This window comes from Agromyces sp. CF514 (assembly GCF_900113185.1).
Classification (GTDB): Bacteria; Actinomycetota; Actinomycetes; order Actinomycetales; family Microbacteriaceae; genus Agromyces.
Genome location: NZ_FOZD01000001.1, coordinates 1,089,276 through 1,104,518 on the forward strand (window position 1 = coordinate 1,089,276; position 15,243 = coordinate 1,104,518).

Below are 15,243 nucleotides of genomic sequence, written 5' to 3' on the forward strand. Positions count from 1 at the left end.
CCTGCGGGCTACCGGGACTGCAGCACCGGGCCCGACGACCGGCGCACGACGAGGAGCGGCTGCGGCACGGTGACCGGGCGCGGCTCGGTCTGCTCGATGCGGGCGAGGAGCTCGTGGACGGCGGCGCGGCCCTGCGCCTCGAAGTCGTTGCGCAGCGTGGTGAGCGGGGGATCGAGGTAGGCCGCCTCGGGGATGTCGTCGATGCCGACGACGCTCACGTCTTCGGGAATCCGCAGCCCGCGCTCCTTGAGGGCGAGCATCGCGCCGATCGCCATCTGGTCGTTGGCGGCCACGTACGCGGTGGCGTCGGGCAGCACTGCGAGGTCGGCGATCGCGTCGTAGCCCGACTTCGCCGACCAGTCGCCGTGCAGGATCGCGACCGCGTGCATGCCCTGCGCCTCGACGGCCGACTCGAACGCGCGCAGTCGGTTGCGCGACGCCGACCAGGTGCGCGGGCCGGCGATGTGCGCGAGTCGGCGGTGCCCGAGCTCGGCGAGGTGGGCCACGACCGCCGGCAGGCCGACGCTCGACAGCTTGGTGCGCGGGTCGTCCGGCACGCCGTCGGACTCGGCGGCGACGTACGCCGGCACGCGGAAGGCGGTCGTCTCGAAGGCGTGGGTCATCTCGTCGGTCGAGGCCAGGGCGAGCACGCCGGCGAGGTCGTGCTGCGTGATGATGGCGAGCGATTCCTCGATCGCACGGGGATTGCGCGCGTCGAGCGCGATGATGTCGAGCACGTACCCGGCCTCGCGTGCAGCCGCGCTGGCCCCCTCGACGATGCGGCCGGGGCCGACCTGCGAGATCTCGTGGGTCAGTGCGCCGATGCGGTGCGATCGCCCCGACTTGAGGCTGCGGGCGGTCAGGTTCGGTCGGTAGCCGAGTTCGTCGAGGGCCTGCTCGACCTTCTCGCGGGTCTCGGGGCGGATGCCCTCGAAGCCCTTGAGGAACCGGCTGACGGTCTGGTGCGAGACCCCGGCGGCCTGGGCGACGTCGTAGATGGTCGCAGCCTTGGTGCGCGGAGACGTCGCCGCGCGAGCGTCGTAGCCGGCGTCCGCCGCGACGGCGTCGCGAGAGGCGCCGGCGTCGCGAGAGGCGCCCGCGGCGCCCGTGCCGCCCGAGGCGGCGCCGGACGCGGAATCGGCGTCGGACGACGCTGGACTCGTGCTCATCTGGACCCTCTCCGGTGCCGCTTCGGCGGCGGACTGCGCATCTGCGGCCCGCGGTGCTCTTCCGCTGAAAATAGTGCTTGACAGATCGATGTTATCGGCAACATGCTTGCTTTCACCCAATGTTGTCGAAAACATTCGAATGATGTTCCACCAGAGCGGCCCTGCCGACCTACAACGGAGTACGAATCAGATGAAGTCACCGCTGCCCGTCGCGTCCCCGAGCGGACTCCTCTTCGGCGTCGCCTACTACCCCGAGTACCACCTCACCGACCGCGTCGAGACCGACCTCGACCTCATGCGCGAGGCCGGCATCAACGTGATCCGCGTGGGGGAGTCGGTGTGGTCGACGTGGGAGCCCCGCGACGGCGAGTTCGAGCTCGAGTGGCTGGCCCCTGTGCTCGACGAGGCGCACCGCCGCGGCATCCGCGTGATCCTCGGAACGCCCACCTACGCGGTGCCGCCGTGGCTGCAGGTCGCCCACCCCGAGATCGCGGCCGAGCGCCGCACGGGCGAGCCGATCCCGTGGGGCGCGCGCCAGGAGACGGACTTCTCGCACCCCGTGTTCCGCACCTACGCCGAGCGCGTCATCCGCGCCGTCGTCGGCCGCTACGCCGGCCACCCCGCCGTCATCGGCTTCCAGGTCGACAACGAGCCCGGCATGGAGCTCTTCCACAACGACCACGTCTTCGAGGAGTTCGTGAACCGGCTGCGAGCGCAGTTCGGCGACGTCGAGACCCTCAACCGCGAATGGGGCCTCACCTACTGGTCGCACCGCCTGGCCGACTGGTCGGAGATGTGGCGGCCCGACGGCAACTCGTTCCCGCAGTACGACCTCGCGTGGCGGCGGTTCCAGACCGAGCTCACGACCGAGTTCATCGCGTGGCAGGCCGAGCTCGTGCGCGAGTACTCGCGCGCCGACCAGTTCGTGACCACCTGCCTGCAGTACGGTCGACCGGCGCTCGACGACGAACGGGTCAGCCGCGCGCTCGACATCACCTCGGGCAACCCGTACTACGGCATGCAGGACCGCCTCGACGCGACCCTCGAGCGCTCCCAGCTCAGCCAGTGGACCACCACCGGCGTCCCCGCCCTCTTCCGAGCGGCCGATCGCATGTTCGCCTCGAAGCAGGGCCGTTACCTCGTCACCGAGACGAACGCGCAGTCGATCGGGCACTCCGACACGAACTTCCCGCCCTACCCCGGCCAACTGAAGCAGTCCGCGTACACCTTCATCTCCCGCGGCGCGGCGATGATCGAGTACTGGCACTGGCACACGCTGCCCTACGGCATCGAGACCTACTGGGGCGGCGTGCTCCCGCACAGCCTCGTGCCCGGCCGGGTCTACCGCGAGGTCGCCGAGATCGGTGCCGAGCTCGCGGCGATCGGCACGACGCTCGACGGCTTCGAACCCGATGCGGATGTCGCGATCCTCTGGTCGAACGCGAGCCGCTACGCCATGCAGTTCACGCCGCCGCTCCGCGTCGACGAGGGGCCCGACCCCGAGTCGTACGAGAAGATCTTCGACGCCTTCCACCGCGGCGCAGTCGAGGCCGGACGCCAGACCCGCCTGCTGCACCTCGACCAGGCCGGTGCGATCGGCGCCGAGGCGCTCGCCGCGCGGTATCCGGTGCTCGTCGCCGCGGGCGTCTACGTGACCACGGATGCCGAGCTGGCACTCCTGCGCGACTACGTCGCCGCCGGCGGACACCTCGTCGTCGGCCCCCGCACCGGCTACGCCGACGAGGAGGCCCGTGCGCGGGTCGAGGTCTCGCCCGTGCGACTGGCCGACCTCGCGGGGGTGCACTACGACGAGTACTCGAACCTCGAGCACGAGGTGCCGGTCGTCGCGACATCCGAAGCCCTGCACCTCGACGGCACCGCCGCGGCACGCCTCTGGATCGACGGCCTCATCGTCGACGATGCCGACGTGCTCGCACGCCACGTGCACCTCAGATTCGGCGACTTCCCCGCCGTCACCAGCCACGCAGTCGGCGATGGTCGCGTCACCGTCGTCGGCTGCGTGCCCAGCCCCGCCCTCGCGAGCGGCGTCATCCGCTGGGCCGCGCCAGACGCGACCTCGCACGAGCTCGCGGGCGAGACCGCCGGCCCCGTCACCGTGACCTCCGGCACGCTGCCGGACGGGCGTCGGGCCTGGTTCGCCTTCAACTGGGGATGGGAGCCGCAGAACCTCGTGCTCGCGGCATCCGTCACCGATACCGTCACGGGAGCGCAGCTCCAGGCGGGAACAGACGTCTCACTGGCCGCGTGGTCGACGCGGACCTTCCTCAGCCGGTGAGCACCACGGGATCCTGCGATCCGACCACACCCACAGAAAGAGTCATCATGATCAAGAAGACACGGAGAACAGCACTGGCGCTGGTTGGCGGCGCCGTGTCCATCGGACTGCTCCTGACCGGATGCACGCCGAGCTCGGGCGACGGCGGCTCGACCGAGACCGTCAGTCAGGACGACATCGACACGGCGATGACCACGCCTACGAAGCTCACGTTCTGGACCTGGGTTCCCGACATCGAGAACGAGGTGAAGCTCTTCGAGGAGAAGTACCCCGCGATCGACGTCACCGTCGAGAACGTCGGCCAGGGCCTTCCGCATTACCAGAAGCTCCGCAGTGCCATCGAGGCCGGCGAGGGAGCACCGGATGTCGCGCAGCTCGAGTACCAGTACATCCCCTCGTTCGTGCTCAACCAATCCCTGCTCGACCTGACGCCCTACGGCGCCGGCGACCTCTCGAGCGACTACGTCGACTGGGCGTGGAAGCAGGTCGCGCCCGACAAGGAGGTCTGGGCGATCCCGCAGGACGTCGGCCCCATGGGCAACCTCTACCGCGAGGACATCCTTGCCGAGGCCGGCATCACCGAGCCCCCGGCCACGTGGGACGACTATGCGACCGCGGCGAAGGCCGTGAAGGAGAAGACGGGTTCGTACATCTCGAACCTCGGCGCCACCCAGGCCGGGCAGATGATCGGCTTCTTCTGGCAGGCCGGCGTCAAGCCGTTCGGCTACGACGGCAAGGAGACCGTCTCGATCAACGTGAACAGCGATGAGGCGAAGAAGGTCGCGAGCTACTGGACCGACCTCGTGCAGCAGGACCTGATCTCGACCGACGTCGACTTCAACGACACCTGGTACCAGGGCCTCGCGAGCGGCAAGTACGCGGGCTGGCTCACCGCGGCCTGGGGGCCGATCTTCCTCCAGGGCACCGCGGAGAGCACGTCGGGTCTGTGGAGGGCCGCGCCGCTGCCGCAGTGGAGTGCCGGCGACGAGGTCTCGGGCAACTGGGGCGGTTCGTCCGACGCGGTGCTGGCGTCGTCGAAGAACCCCATCGCGGCCTACGAGCTCGCGAAGTTCATCAACAACGACCACGACTCGGCCATGAAGCTCGCGACGGAGCAGTTCCTGTTCCCGCCGCAGGTCTCGGTGCTCGAGGATCCGGCGTTCGCCGACCAGGAGTCGGAGTTCTACGGCGGTCAGCAGGTCAACAAGCTCTTCGCCGAGATCTCGACGACCGTCGACACCGACTTCCAGTGGGTGCCGTTCATGGACTACGTGTACTCCACCTACGAGGAGACGATGGGTACCGTGGTCGCCGACAAGGGCGACATCGCCGCGGCGCTCGACACGTGGCAGGACCAGCTCGTGAAGTACGCGGAGGACCAGGGCTTCACCGTCGAGTGAGGCTCGCGGGGCGCCCGCCGCAGCACGGCGGGCGCCCCGTTCCCCTCAGCACCATCCGCGAGATCCCCCGACCCCGCCAAGAGAAGGAGCCGCCATGTCAGCCACTCAGGCGCTCACCGCCGAGCGCCCCGCAGCCCCGCCGCCCCGGCGGCGCACGAGCACCACGAAGCGCCGGCAGTACCGGGCCGCCTACCTGTTCCTCGTCCCGTTCTTCGTCGTGTTCATCACGATGCTGGTCGTCCCGCTCGTCTACGCCGGCTACCTGAGCCTGTTCGAGAGCAAGCTCATCGGAGGCCAGGCGTTCAACGGCCTCGGCAACTACGTGCGGGCGCTCACCGACCCGCTCTTCCTCGAGGGCCTCGGCCGGGTGGGCCTGTTCTTCATCGTGCAGGTGCCGATCATGCTCGGGCTGGCGCTCTTCTTCGCCCTCGCGCTCGACACCTTCCGGGCGCGGGGGTCGAAGGCGATCCGGTTGCTCATCTACATGCCCTACGCCGTGCCCGCGGTGGTCGCGACGCTCATGTGGGGCTACCTCTACGGCCCCGACTTCGGTCCGCTCGCGCAGATCGCCCGAGCCGCGGGCCTCGGGACGCCCGAGTTCCTCTCGGCCGAGAACATGCTCGGCTCGATGATGAACATCGTCACGTGGGAGTTCGTCGGCTACAACATGATCATCATGTACGCGGCCCTGCGGTCGATTCCGGCTGAGCTCTACGAAGCCGCCGAGATCGACGGAGCGGGCCAGTTCCGCATGGCGTGGAGCATCAAGATCCCGGCCATCCGCCCGGCGATCATGCTGACGGTCATCTTCTCCATCATCGGGTCGTTCCAGCTGTTCGCCGAGCCGAGCCTGCTCTCGATCATCGCGCCGAACGTGGTGATCAACTCCTACACGCCGAACTTCTACGCCTACAACCTGGCCTTCGTGAACCAGGAGCTCAACTACGCGGCATCCATCGCATTCCTGCTCGGACTCGTGATCGCCGTCGTGTCCTACATCGTGCAGCTCGGCGCGCAACGGCGCGAGCGACGTGAACGGAGCCTGTCATGACCTCGACCGAGACCCGGGCGGCCGTGACCATCGGCGCCACCGGATCGCGCCGTTCCCGCAACCGGTTCGCGCCCGAGCGGCGTCGGAGCACGCTCCTCACGGTGATCCTCTGGCTGTGCGTGCTGTACTTCGTGCTGCCGCTGTGGTGGCTGATCGTCTCCGCGACCAAGGACAACGCCGCGCTCTTCTCGACGTTCGGCCTGTGGTTCGGCGGCGACTTCTCCCTCTGGGAGAACCTGCAGACGCTGTTCACGGTGCGCAACGGCATGTTCGCCCGGTGGCTCGGGAACACCTTCGTGTACTCGATCAGTGCGGCCCTCGGCGCGACACTGCTCTCCACCATGGCGGGTTACGCGTTCGCGAAGTACGACTTCCCGGGCAAGAAGGCGTTGTTCAGCGCGACCCTCGGCGCGATCATGATCCCGCTCACGGCCCTCGCGCTGCCGACCTACCTGCTGTTCACCGCGGCGGGCCTGACGAACACGCCGTGGGCGGTCATCGTGCCCTCGCTCGTCAGCCCCTTCGGCGTCTACCTCATGCGGGTCTACGCGGCCGACGCGATCCCGGCAACCCTCATCGAGGCGGCGCGGGTCGACGGCGCGGGCGAGTTCCGCATCTTCTGGCAGGTGGGGTTGCGACTGCTCGGGCCGGGGCTCGTGACCGTGTTCCTCTTCTCGCTGGTCGCGACGTGGAACAACTACTTCCTGCCGCTGATCATGCTGAACAGCTCGGAGCTGTACCCCATCACGGTCGGCCTCGCGCAGATGCAGGCGGCCGCCAGCCAGGGCGGCGGCTCGCAGGCGCTGTTCTCGACGGTGATCACGGGCTCGCTGGTGTCGATCATCCCGCTGGTGCTCGCGTTCCTGTTCCTGCAGCGGTACTGGCAGTCCGGGCTGGCCAGCGGAAGCGTGAAGGAGTGATCATGACGATCTGGTATGGCGGGGACTACAACCCCGAGCAGTGGCCGCGGCCCGTCTGGGACGAGGACGTGAAGCTCATGCAACGGGCGGGCGTCTCGCTCGCGACGGTCGGCGTGTTCTCGTGGGCGCGGCTCGAACCGCGCCCGGGGGAGTACGACTTCGCGTGGCTCGACGAGGTGCTCGACCTGCTGCACGCGGGCGGGGTCCGGGTCGACCTCGCGACGGCGACGGCCTCTCCGCCGCCGTGGCTCGCGGCGCGGCATCCCGAGACCCTGCCCGTGACCGAGGACGGCGTGACCCTCTCGGTCGGCAGCCGCCAGCAGTACTGCCCGAGCTCGCCGGTGTACCGCCAGCGGGCGGGCGAGCTCGTGCGCCGCATCGTCGAGCGCTACGCCGACCACCCCGCGCTCGAGCTGTGGCACATCAACAACGAGTACGGATGCCACGTCAGCCGGTGCTACTGCGACGTGTCGGCCGCGGCGTTCCGCGAGTGGCTGCGCGACCGGTACGGCACGGTCGACGAGCTGAACCGCGCGTGGGGCACGGCGTTCTGGTCGCAGCGCTACGACTCGTTCGACGAGGTGCAGCCGCCGCGGGCGGCCCCGACCTTCCGCAACCCGACCCACCTGCTCGACTTCGATCGCTTCTCGAGCGATGAGCTGCTGGCGTGCTTCCGCGCCGAGAAGGCGATCATCCGCGAGCGGTCGTCGGTGCCCGTCACGACCAACTTCATGGGGTTCTTCAAGCCGGTCGACTACTGGTCGTGGGCGACCGAGGTCGACGTCGTGAGCGACGACACCTACCCCGACCCGGCCGATCCCGACTCTCCCGCGTACGCCGCGATGGTGCGCGATCTCATGCGCTCGCTCGGCGGCGGCGCGCCCTGGCTGCTCATGGAGCAGTCGCCGAGCGCCGTGAACTGGCGCAGGCAGAACGCCGCGAAGGCGCCGGGCCAGATGCGCGCGTGGTCGTACCAGTCGGTCGCGCGCGGCGCCGACGGCATCCTGTTCTTCCAGTGGCGCCAGTCCGCCGCGGGGTCGGAGAAGTTCCACTCCGGGCTCGTGCCGCACGCGGGCACCGACACGCGCGTGTGGCGCGAGGTCGAGCAGCTCGGCGGGGAGCTCGCCGCCCTCTCGGCCCGCTCGGGCGACGAGGCCATCGCGGGCGGTCGGGTGGCCTCGCGCGTCGCCATCGCGCTCGACTGGCACAGCTGGTGGGCGATCGAGCAGCCGGCATCGCCGACGGATGTCCCGTACGTGCAGGTGCTGGGTGCCTGGCACGGCGCGCTCACGTCGTTGGGGCTGGTCGTCGACTTCGTGCGCGCCGAGGGAGACCTGACCGCGTACGACCTCGTCGTCGTGCCGGCCCACCTCGTCGCGACGGACGCGCAGGTCACGAACCTCGCGGCCTTCGCCGAGACCGGCACGCTCATCGTCGGATTCGGCAGCGCAGTGCTCGACGAGGACCTGCATGTACGGCTGGGCGGGTATCTCGGCGAGCCGCTGCGCCGCGCCCTCGGCGTCTGGATCGAGGAGTTCGCACCCCCGGCCGCTCCCGACCTCGCGAATGCGGGCGGCAGGGTCGCCCCGGCGTCGGCGCTCGCCGGCGAGCTCGTCGGCGGCGCCGCGCTCGGCACGGTCTGGGGCGAGGTCGTGCGGGTGGAGGACGCCGAGACGCTCGCGACCTTCGATGACGGCGCCCTGCGCGGATGGCCCGCGGTCACCCGGCGGCGCACCGACGGCGGCAGCGCCTGGTACGTCGCGACCCTGCCCGAACCCGACGCGCTGCGGCTGATCGCCGAGTCGGCGGCGCGCGATGCCGGCATCGAGCTGCCGCCCGCGGCGACGCGCGGCGGCCAGGTCGAGGCCGTGCGGCGCGGATCGGCGCTGTTCGTCATCAACCACGGCGCCGAGGAGGCCGAGGTGCTCGTCGACGGGACCGACCTGCTGACGGGGGAGTCCGCCTCGGGGCTGCGGCTCCCCGCGCAGGGCGTCGCGGTCGTCGTCGCCGACGAGGCCGGCTGACGGCGCGCCCGGCGAGGGGCGATGCGGCGGGGGCGGAGTCGACGGGGAGGCGGATACGCTCGGCTGCGGAGGTGGTGCGTCGATGGGCGATGCAGGCGGTCGGCGGGTCACCACGGCGCACCTCGGCTTCCGCCGCGATCTCCTGAGGCCCTCGGGCTCGGAGCGCGCCGACCGGGTCTCGTTCGTCGAGCTGTTCTTCGACCTCGTGTTCGTGTTCGGGCTGACGCAGCTCGGCACGTATCTCTCCGCCAACCAGACGCCGCTCGGGGCACTGGAAGGCGCGCTCGCAGTCACCGCGCTGTGGTGGGCGTGGATCTCGACGACCTGGCTCACGAACTGGCTCGACCCGGTGAAGCTGCCGGTGCGCGGCGCCGTCATCGCGCTCGCCTTCGTCGCGCTCGTGCTGAGCGTGTCGATCGCGGAGGCGTTCGGCGATCGGGCCTGGGCGTTCGCGATCGCCTACGTCGTGCTCCAGCTCGGCCGCGCGGTGTTCATCGTGCTGGCCGCGGCACGGCACGACGCGGCGCTCGCCGCGGACTTCACGTGCGTGCTCGTCTGGACCGCGGTTGGATCGGCGTTCTGGCTCGTCGGCGCGCTGCTGCCCTTGCCGGCCCAGCTGCCGTTCTGGGCGGCCGCCCTCGGCGTCGAACTCGTCGGCAGCGTGCTCGGGTACCCGGTTCCCCGGCTCGGCCGGGTCGAGGTCGGGGCGTGGGATGTCTCGGGCCCGCACATCGCCGAGCGTTCGGCCCTGTTCGTGCTCATCGCGCTCGGCGAGGGGCTGCTCGTCACGGGCTTCCAGGTCGTCGAGGCCGAGGCCTCGATCGAGGTGGCCGTCGCGCTCGTGACCGCGTTCGTCGCGGCGGCGGCGTGCTGGTGGATCTACTTCGACCACGGGGAACGCGTCGGCCCCGAGGCCGTCGCCGAGCACGAGGCGCCCGCGCGGCTGGCCCGCACCGCGTACTCGTGGGTGCACCTGATCATCGTCGCGGGCATCGTCATGCTGGGCGTCGGCGACAAGGAGGTGCTGGCGCATCCGCACGAGCAGAGCACGGCGGCAGCGGTGACGGTCATCGGCGGCCCGCTGCTGTTCCTCGGCGGCACGCTGCTGTTCCGTCGCGTGCTCGAGGGCCGTTGGATGCGCTCGCAACTCGCCGGCCTCGGCCTGCTCGTCGTGCTGGCGGTCGTGAGCCCGCTGCTCGACCCGCTGCCGATGAGCGTGCTCGCGGCGCTCGTGCTCGTCGCGGCCGCCGCGGGCGAGACGATCGAGCGTCTCCGCACCGGTCGTCGCAGCGGCGGCTGAGTCTCAGGCCGACCCGCGCCAGACGACCGAGGTCTCGACCATGATGCCGTCGACCGCGGGTTCCTCGCCGCGGATCTGCGCGAGCACGCTGAGGGCGGCGGCGCGGCCGAGGCCGGCGGCGGGCTGGCGCACGGTCGAGAGGGCCGGGTGCGTGCGCGTGGCCCAGGCGCTGTCGTCGAAGCCGACGACGCCGACGTCTTCGGGCACGCGCCGGCCGGCCTCGCGGAGCGACTCGAGGGCTCCTGCGGCGACCGCGTCGGAGGCGGCGAAGACGCCGTCGAGGTCGGGATGTCGCGCGAGGAGTGCGCGCATGCCGTCGACACCCGCCGAGTAGGAGTAGAGCGGAACGGACTCGACGAGGTCGGCGTCGAAGCGGTCGCCCAGCGCCTCGGTGAAGCCCTGCAGGCGGTCGACGCCGGAGTCGCGGTCGAGCGCCGCCGCGATCATGCCGATGCGTCGACGGCCGGTCGCGACGAGTCGCTCGGTGACCGCCCGCGCGGATCCGACGTTGTCGATGCCCACCCACGCGGCGGTGAGGCCCGGCGGGTGCCCGACGAAGGCCGCGGGCAGCTCGAGCTGCTCGATCACGCGCGTGATCGGGTCGTTCGTGCGGGCGGAGACCATGACCACGCCGTCGACGAAGCCGCCGCGCAGGAACCGCGCGACGCGCTCGGTGTCGCGCTCGGAATCGACGAGGATGCTCGCCATCTGGTAGTCGGCGTCGGAGAGCGCGGCGTTCGCGCCGAGCAGGATCTCGCCGATGTTGGGGTCCTCGACGAAGAGCGGGCCGGGCTCGTGCACGATGAACGCGACGGCCTGCGTGCGCTGCATCACGAGGTTTCGCGCGGCCGTGTTCGGCACGTAGCCGACCTTCACGATCGCGGCCTCGATGGCCTTGCGCGCCTCGTCGGAGACGTAGCGCTCGCCGTTGACGACGCGGCTCACGGTGCCCCGGGAGACGCCCGCCTCGACGGCGACGTCGTGCACCGTTGCGCGCTTGCGACGGGTGGGGTTCTCCGGCATGAGGCTCACTGTACCGGCGGGGCGCAACGGTGTCGTGTTTGACATCCGGCTCGTGCCGTGATTACTCTGTGCACGTTCACAGAATCTCAGCGCGGAGCTTTCGCCCTCGACTCTGTGCACGTTCACAGAACAAGCAACGACGCAGTCGGGGAGACCATGCAGCCGCACACCGAGCACACCGAGCACCGCGCGGCGCGCCCCACCTGGCGTCACGACGGCATCGCGTTCGGCTGCGACTACAACCCCGAGCAGTGGGACCCGGAGGTCTGGCCCGAAGACGTGCGGCTCATGCGCGAGGCCGGGGTCGACCTCGTCGCGATCAACATCTTCGGCTGGTCGCAGGTCAATCCCCGCAAGGGCACCTTCGACTTCGCGGCGCTCGACACCGTCATGGACCTGCTCGCCGACGCCGGCATCCGCGTGAACCTCGGAACCGCGACCGCATCGCCGCCGCCGTGGCTGACGACGCTGCACCCCGAGATCCTGCCGGTCGCCGACGACGGCACGACCCGGTACCCCGGCGGACGCCAGGCCTGGTGCCCGTCGTCGCCGGTCTTCCGTCGCTACGCCCTCGCCCTCGTCGAGCAGGTCGCCGATCGCTACGGCTCGCACCCGAACGTCGAGCTCTGGCACGTCTCGAACGAGCTCGGCTGCCACAACGCACTCTGCCACTGCGTCGAGAGCACGGCGTCGTTCCGACGCTGGCTCGAGCAGCGTTACGGCACCATCGCCGAACTCAACCGCGCGTGGGGCACGAGCTTCTGGAGCCAGCGCTACGACGACTGGGCCGAGATCCTGACGCCCATGCGCACCCTCTCGACGCGCAACCCCGGTCAGGTGCTCGACTTCCACCGGTTCAGCTCCGAGGAGCTGCTCGGCTACTACCGGGCCGAGGCCGAGGTGATCCGCGCCCGCAGCACGGCGCCGATCACGACGAACTTCATGGTCACGGCTCACATCCGCAACCTCGACTACTTCTCGTGGGCCCCCGAGATGGACGTCGTCGCGAACGACCACTACCTCGACAACCGCCTCGCCGACCCGACGACCGAACTCGCCTTCGCGGCCGACCTCACCCGGGGCATCGCGGGCGGCGCGCCGTGGATCCTCATGGAGACCTCGACCAGCGCCGTGAACTGGCAGCCCCACAACATCGCGAAGGCCAGGGGCGAGATGACGCGCAATGCCGCGCAGCACATCGCCCGCGGCGCCGACGGCATCTGCTTCTTCCAGTGGCGCGCCTCGGCCCAGGGCTCGGAGAAGTTCCACTCGGCCCTGCTGCCGCACGCCGGCACCGACAGCGACGTGTGGCGCGAGGTCGTCGAGCTCGGGGCCCTCCTGGACCGCCTCGACGAGGTCACCGGAACCCGCGTGGTCGCCGACACGGCCGTGCTCTTCAGCTGGGACGCCTGGTGGGCCACCGACGCCGACAACCGCCCGAGCCACTCGGTGGAGTACCTCGAGCAGGTACACGCCGCCTACACCGCCCTCCGTGCAACCGGCGCCTCGGTCGACGTCGTGCACCCTGACGCCGACCTCTCGGGGTACCGCCTCGTCGTCGTGCCGGCGCTCTACAGCGTCACCGACTCGGCCGCGGCGAACCTCGAGTCGTTCGTCGCGGCCGGCGGCACGACCCTCGTCACGTTCTACAGCGGCATCGTCGACGAGCACGACCGCGTGCGCCTCGGCGGCTACCCCGGCGCATTCGCCGAGCTGCTCGGCATCCGCGTCGAGGAGTTCGCTCCGCTCCGCCCGGGCGACGAGGCACGCCTCGCATCGGGCGCGACGGCGAAGCTCTGGGCCGAGCACCTGGCGCTCACCACGGCCGAGGCGATCGACGCGTTCGTCGATGGACCCGTGCCCGGAGTGCCCGCCGTGACGCGCAACGAGCACGGATCGGGTGCCGCGTGGTACCTCGCGACCGCTCCGGACGCCGCCGACTACCGCGGACTCGTCGCACGCATCGCCGACGAGGCGGGCGTCGGCCGGCCCGTCGGCGCGGGCCCCGAGGTCGAGATCCTGCGCCGTGCAGGAGACGGCCGGAGCTACGTGTTCGCCATCAACCACGGAGCCGAACCGGTCGTCATCGACGCGACCGGCTTCGACCTCGTCACCACCGGGTCCGTCGACGGCGACGCGACCGTGCCGGGCTACGGCATCCGCATCATCAGAGAGGAGGCGGCATGACCACCGCTCCCGTCAACGTCGACGTCGCCGCACGGGCGCTCGAGGACCGGCCGGCGCCGCGCCGCCGGGTCCCGGTGCCCCACAAGGCCGCGATCGCCGTGTTCATCGCCCCGTTCGGCGTGCTGTTCGTGCTCTTCTACCTGATCCCGATCCTGCAGGCGATCTGGCAGTCGCTGCTCGTGGTCGAGCGCGAGGGCACCTACGGGCAGGCCACCGAGGTCTTCGGAGGGCTCGCCCAGTACGCGCTGGTGTTCCAGAACGGGCCTTTCTGGGCATCCGTGCTCCGGGTGCTCACGTTCGGCATCGTGCAGGTGCCGGTCATGCTCGGCCTCGCGCTGCTGTTCGCGCTCCTGCTCGACTCGCCGCTCGTGAAGGGCAAGAAGTTCTTCCGCCTCGCGTTCTTCGTGCCGTATGCCGTGCCGGGGGTCATCGCGGCCATCATGTGGGGCTTCATGTTCAGCCCCAACCTGTCGCCGTTCACGGCGCTCACGAAGAACATCGACTTCCTCGGGGCCGACCTCGTGCTGTGGTCGATCGCGAACGTCGTCACCTGGGTGTTCGTCGGCTACAACATGCTCATCATCTACTCGTCGCTGCTGTCGATCCCCGCCGAGATCTACGAGGCCGCGCGGCTCGACGGCGCGAGTCAGATGCGCATCGCCTGGTCGATCAAGATCCCGCTCGTGCGGCCCGCGATCCTGCTGACGGCCGTGTTCTCGATCATCGGCACGCTCCAGCTGCTCGCCGAGCCGCAGGTGTTCGCCTCGTTCTCGTCGGCCGTGATCAGCACGTACACGCCGAACATGACGATCTACGCCACGGCGTCGGTGCCGAACTCGAGCCTGGCGGCCGCGTTCTCGGTCGTGCTCGCCCTCGCGACGTTCGCCCTCAGCTTCACGTTCCTGAAGATCACCCAGCGCAAGGATGCCGCCGAATGACCGCCACGACCGCGATGCCCGGAGTCACGGGCCCGAAGGGAGCCGGGGCGCCGCGCGCCCGCGGCCCCCGCGAGAAGCTCACGTCGCGAACGGCGGCCATGCTGGTCATGGGCGTGTTCACGCTGTACTTCCTGGTGCCGATCTGGTGGCTGCTCGTCGCGTCGACGAAGAGCCCCGGCCAGCTGCTCACGACGCCCGGCCTGTGGTTCGCGGACCTCAACTTCCTCGACAACGTCGCGGCGCTCTTCGACTACCGCGGCGGCGTCTACTGGCGCTGGCTCGGCAACAGCGTGCTGTACGCGGGACTCGGCGGCCTGATCGGCACGCTCATCGCGGCCATGTGCGGGTACGCCCTGGCCAAGTACCGGTTCCCCGGTCGGGAGGTGATCTTCAACGTCGTGCTCGGCGGCGTGCTCGTCCCGGCAACGGCCCTCGCGCTTCCCCTGTTCCTCATGTTCAGCCAGGTCGGCCTGACGAACACGTTCTGGGCCGTCTTCCTGCCCTCGATCGTGAGCCCGTTCGGCGTCTACCTCACCCGCATCTTCGCGGCGGCATCCGTGCCGGACGAGCTCATCGAGGCCAGCCGCATCGACGGCGCCGGCGAGGTGCGCACGTTCTTCACGGTGTCGATCCGGCTCATGTCGCCCGCCCTCGTGACGGTCTTCCTCTTCCAGTTCGTCGCGATCTGGAACAACTTCTTCCTGCCGCTCATCATGCTGCGCAGCGAGGAGCTGTTCCCGGTGACGTTCGGCCTCTACACGTGGAACTCGCAGCTCAACCAGATTCCCGAGCTGCGCAGCTACGTGCTCATCGGGGCGATGCTCTCCATCGTCCCCCTCATCGTCGCCTTCCTCGCCCTCCAGCGCTATTGGCGCAACGGGCTCGGAGCCGGCGCGCTCAAGTAGCACCAGAACGCACCACCCATGTCGCCCGCG

Annotated in this window: 11 protein-coding genes; 9 read left to right on the forward strand and 2 right to left on the reverse strand. The window is 70.2% G+C overall.

Annotated elements, in window-relative coordinates; translation table 11 throughout:
- Window positions 1-8: 8 nt before the first annotated feature.
- Entirely contained in the window at window positions 9-1,169 is a 1,161-nt protein-coding gene (locus BM342_RS04735; protein WP_092964311.1) for a LacI family DNA-binding transcriptional regulator, read from the reverse strand.
- A gap of 190 nt (window positions 1,170-1,359) precedes the next feature.
- Here BM342_RS04735 and BM342_RS04740 point away from each other — a divergent pair, with 190 nt between their 5' ends.
- From BM342_RS04740 to BM342_RS04765, 6 genes are all read left to right on the forward strand, one after another.
- Complete coding sequence (locus BM342_RS04740) at window positions 1,360-3,465, forward strand: beta-galactosidase (protein ID WP_092964312.1); 2,106 nt, start codon at window positions 1,360-1,362, stop codon at window positions 3,463-3,465.
- Between the two features lie 47 nt (window positions 3,466-3,512).
- Window positions 3,513-4,865, forward strand: coding sequence for an ABC transporter substrate-binding protein (locus BM342_RS04745; RefSeq protein ID WP_255368522.1), 1,353 nt, complete (start codon window positions 3,513-3,515; stop codon window positions 4,863-4,865).
- Between the two features lie 94 nt (window positions 4,866-4,959).
- Window positions 4,960-5,916, forward strand: coding sequence for a carbohydrate ABC transporter permease (locus BM342_RS04750; RefSeq protein WP_092964313.1), 957 nt, complete (start codon window positions 4,960-4,962; stop codon window positions 5,914-5,916).
- Window positions 5,913-6,836, forward strand: coding sequence for a carbohydrate ABC transporter permease (locus tag BM342_RS04755; RefSeq protein ID WP_092964314.1), 924 nt, complete (start codon window positions 5,913-5,915; stop codon window positions 6,834-6,836). The genes BM342_RS04750 and BM342_RS04755 overlap by 4 nt, the downstream gene beginning before the upstream one ends.
- A 2-nt stretch (window positions 6,837-6,838) precedes the next feature.
- Window positions 6,839-8,860 (forward strand): beta-galactosidase, encoded by a 2,022-nt coding sequence (locus BM342_RS04760; RefSeq protein ID WP_092964315.1) that lies wholly within the window; start codon window positions 6,839-6,841, stop codon window positions 8,858-8,860.
- Window positions 8,861-8,942: 82 nt separating this feature from the next.
- The gene (locus BM342_RS04765; protein WP_092964316.1) at window positions 8,943-10,160 is read left to right on the forward strand and encodes a low temperature requirement protein A; all 1,218 of its coding nucleotides are present in this window, start codon (window positions 8,943-8,945) and stop codon (window positions 10,158-10,160) included.
- 3 nt (window positions 10,161-10,163) lie between these two features.
- Here the strand turns inward: BM342_RS04765 and BM342_RS04770 are convergent, their stop codons facing one another.
- Window positions 10,164-11,183 carry a LacI family DNA-binding transcriptional regulator gene (locus BM342_RS04770; protein WP_092966534.1) on the reverse strand — a complete coding sequence of 340 codons (1,020 nt, stop codon included), beginning with the start codon at window positions 11,181-11,183 and terminating at the stop codon, window positions 10,164-10,166.
- Window positions 11,184-11,339: 156 nt separating this feature from the next.
- Between BM342_RS04770 and BM342_RS04775 the strand changes: the two genes are divergently transcribed.
- From BM342_RS04775 to BM342_RS04785, 3 genes are read left to right on the forward strand one after another with little or no spacing between them, the layout of a single operon-like run.
- Window positions 11,340-13,370 (forward strand): beta-galactosidase, encoded by a 2,031-nt coding sequence (locus BM342_RS04775; protein WP_092964317.1) that lies wholly within the window; start codon window positions 11,340-11,342, stop codon window positions 13,368-13,370.
- The gene (locus tag BM342_RS04780; protein WP_092964318.1) at window positions 13,367-14,308 is read left to right on the forward strand and encodes a carbohydrate ABC transporter permease; all 942 of its coding nucleotides are present in this window, start codon (window positions 13,367-13,369) and stop codon (window positions 14,306-14,308) included. The genes BM342_RS04775 and BM342_RS04780 overlap by 4 nt, the downstream gene beginning before the upstream one ends.
- A complete protein-coding gene (locus tag BM342_RS04785) occupies window positions 14,305-15,213 on the forward strand; it encodes a carbohydrate ABC transporter permease (protein WP_255368524.1) in 909 nt (302 codons plus the stop codon). The genes BM342_RS04780 and BM342_RS04785 overlap by 4 nt, the downstream gene beginning before the upstream one ends.
- Window positions 15,214-15,243: the final 30 nt, after the last annotated feature.

Bases quoted from the DNA above. Each gene is read 5' to 3' on its own strand.
- BM342_RS04735 (WP_092964311.1), bottom strand. From the start codon at position 1,169: ATGAGCACGAGTCCAGCGTCGTCCGACGCCGATTCCGCGTCCGGCGCC.
- BM342_RS04740 (WP_092964312.1), top strand. From the start codon at position 1,360: ATGAAGTCACCGCTGCCCGTCGCGTCCCCGAGCGGACTCCTCTTCGGC.
- BM342_RS04745 (WP_255368522.1), top strand. From the start codon at position 3,513: ATGATCAAGAAGACACGGAGAACAGCACTGGCGCTGGTTGGCGGCGCC.
- BM342_RS04750 (WP_092964313.1), top strand. From the start codon at position 4,960: ATGTCAGCCACTCAGGCGCTCACCGCCGAGCGCCCCGCAGCCCCGCCG.
- BM342_RS04755 (WP_092964314.1), top strand. From the start codon at position 5,913: ATGACCTCGACCGAGACCCGGGCGGCCGTGACCATCGGCGCCACCGGA.
- BM342_RS04760 (WP_092964315.1), top strand. From the start codon at position 6,839: ATGACGATCTGGTATGGCGGGGACTACAACCCCGAGCAGTGGCCGCGG.
- BM342_RS04765 (WP_092964316.1), top strand. From the start codon at position 8,943: ATGGGCGATGCAGGCGGTCGGCGGGTCACCACGGCGCACCTCGGCTTC.
- BM342_RS04770 (WP_092966534.1), bottom strand. From the start codon at position 11,183: ATGCCGGAGAACCCCACCCGTCGCAAGCGCGCAACGGTGCACGACGTC.
- BM342_RS04775 (WP_092964317.1), top strand. From the start codon at position 11,340: ATGCAGCCGCACACCGAGCACACCGAGCACCGCGCGGCGCGCCCCACC.
- BM342_RS04780 (WP_092964318.1), top strand. From the start codon at position 13,367: ATGACCACCGCTCCCGTCAACGTCGACGTCGCCGCACGGGCGCTCGAG.
- BM342_RS04785 (WP_255368524.1), top strand. From the start codon at position 14,305: ATGACCGCCACGACCGCGATGCCCGGAGTCACGGGCCCGAAGGGAGCC.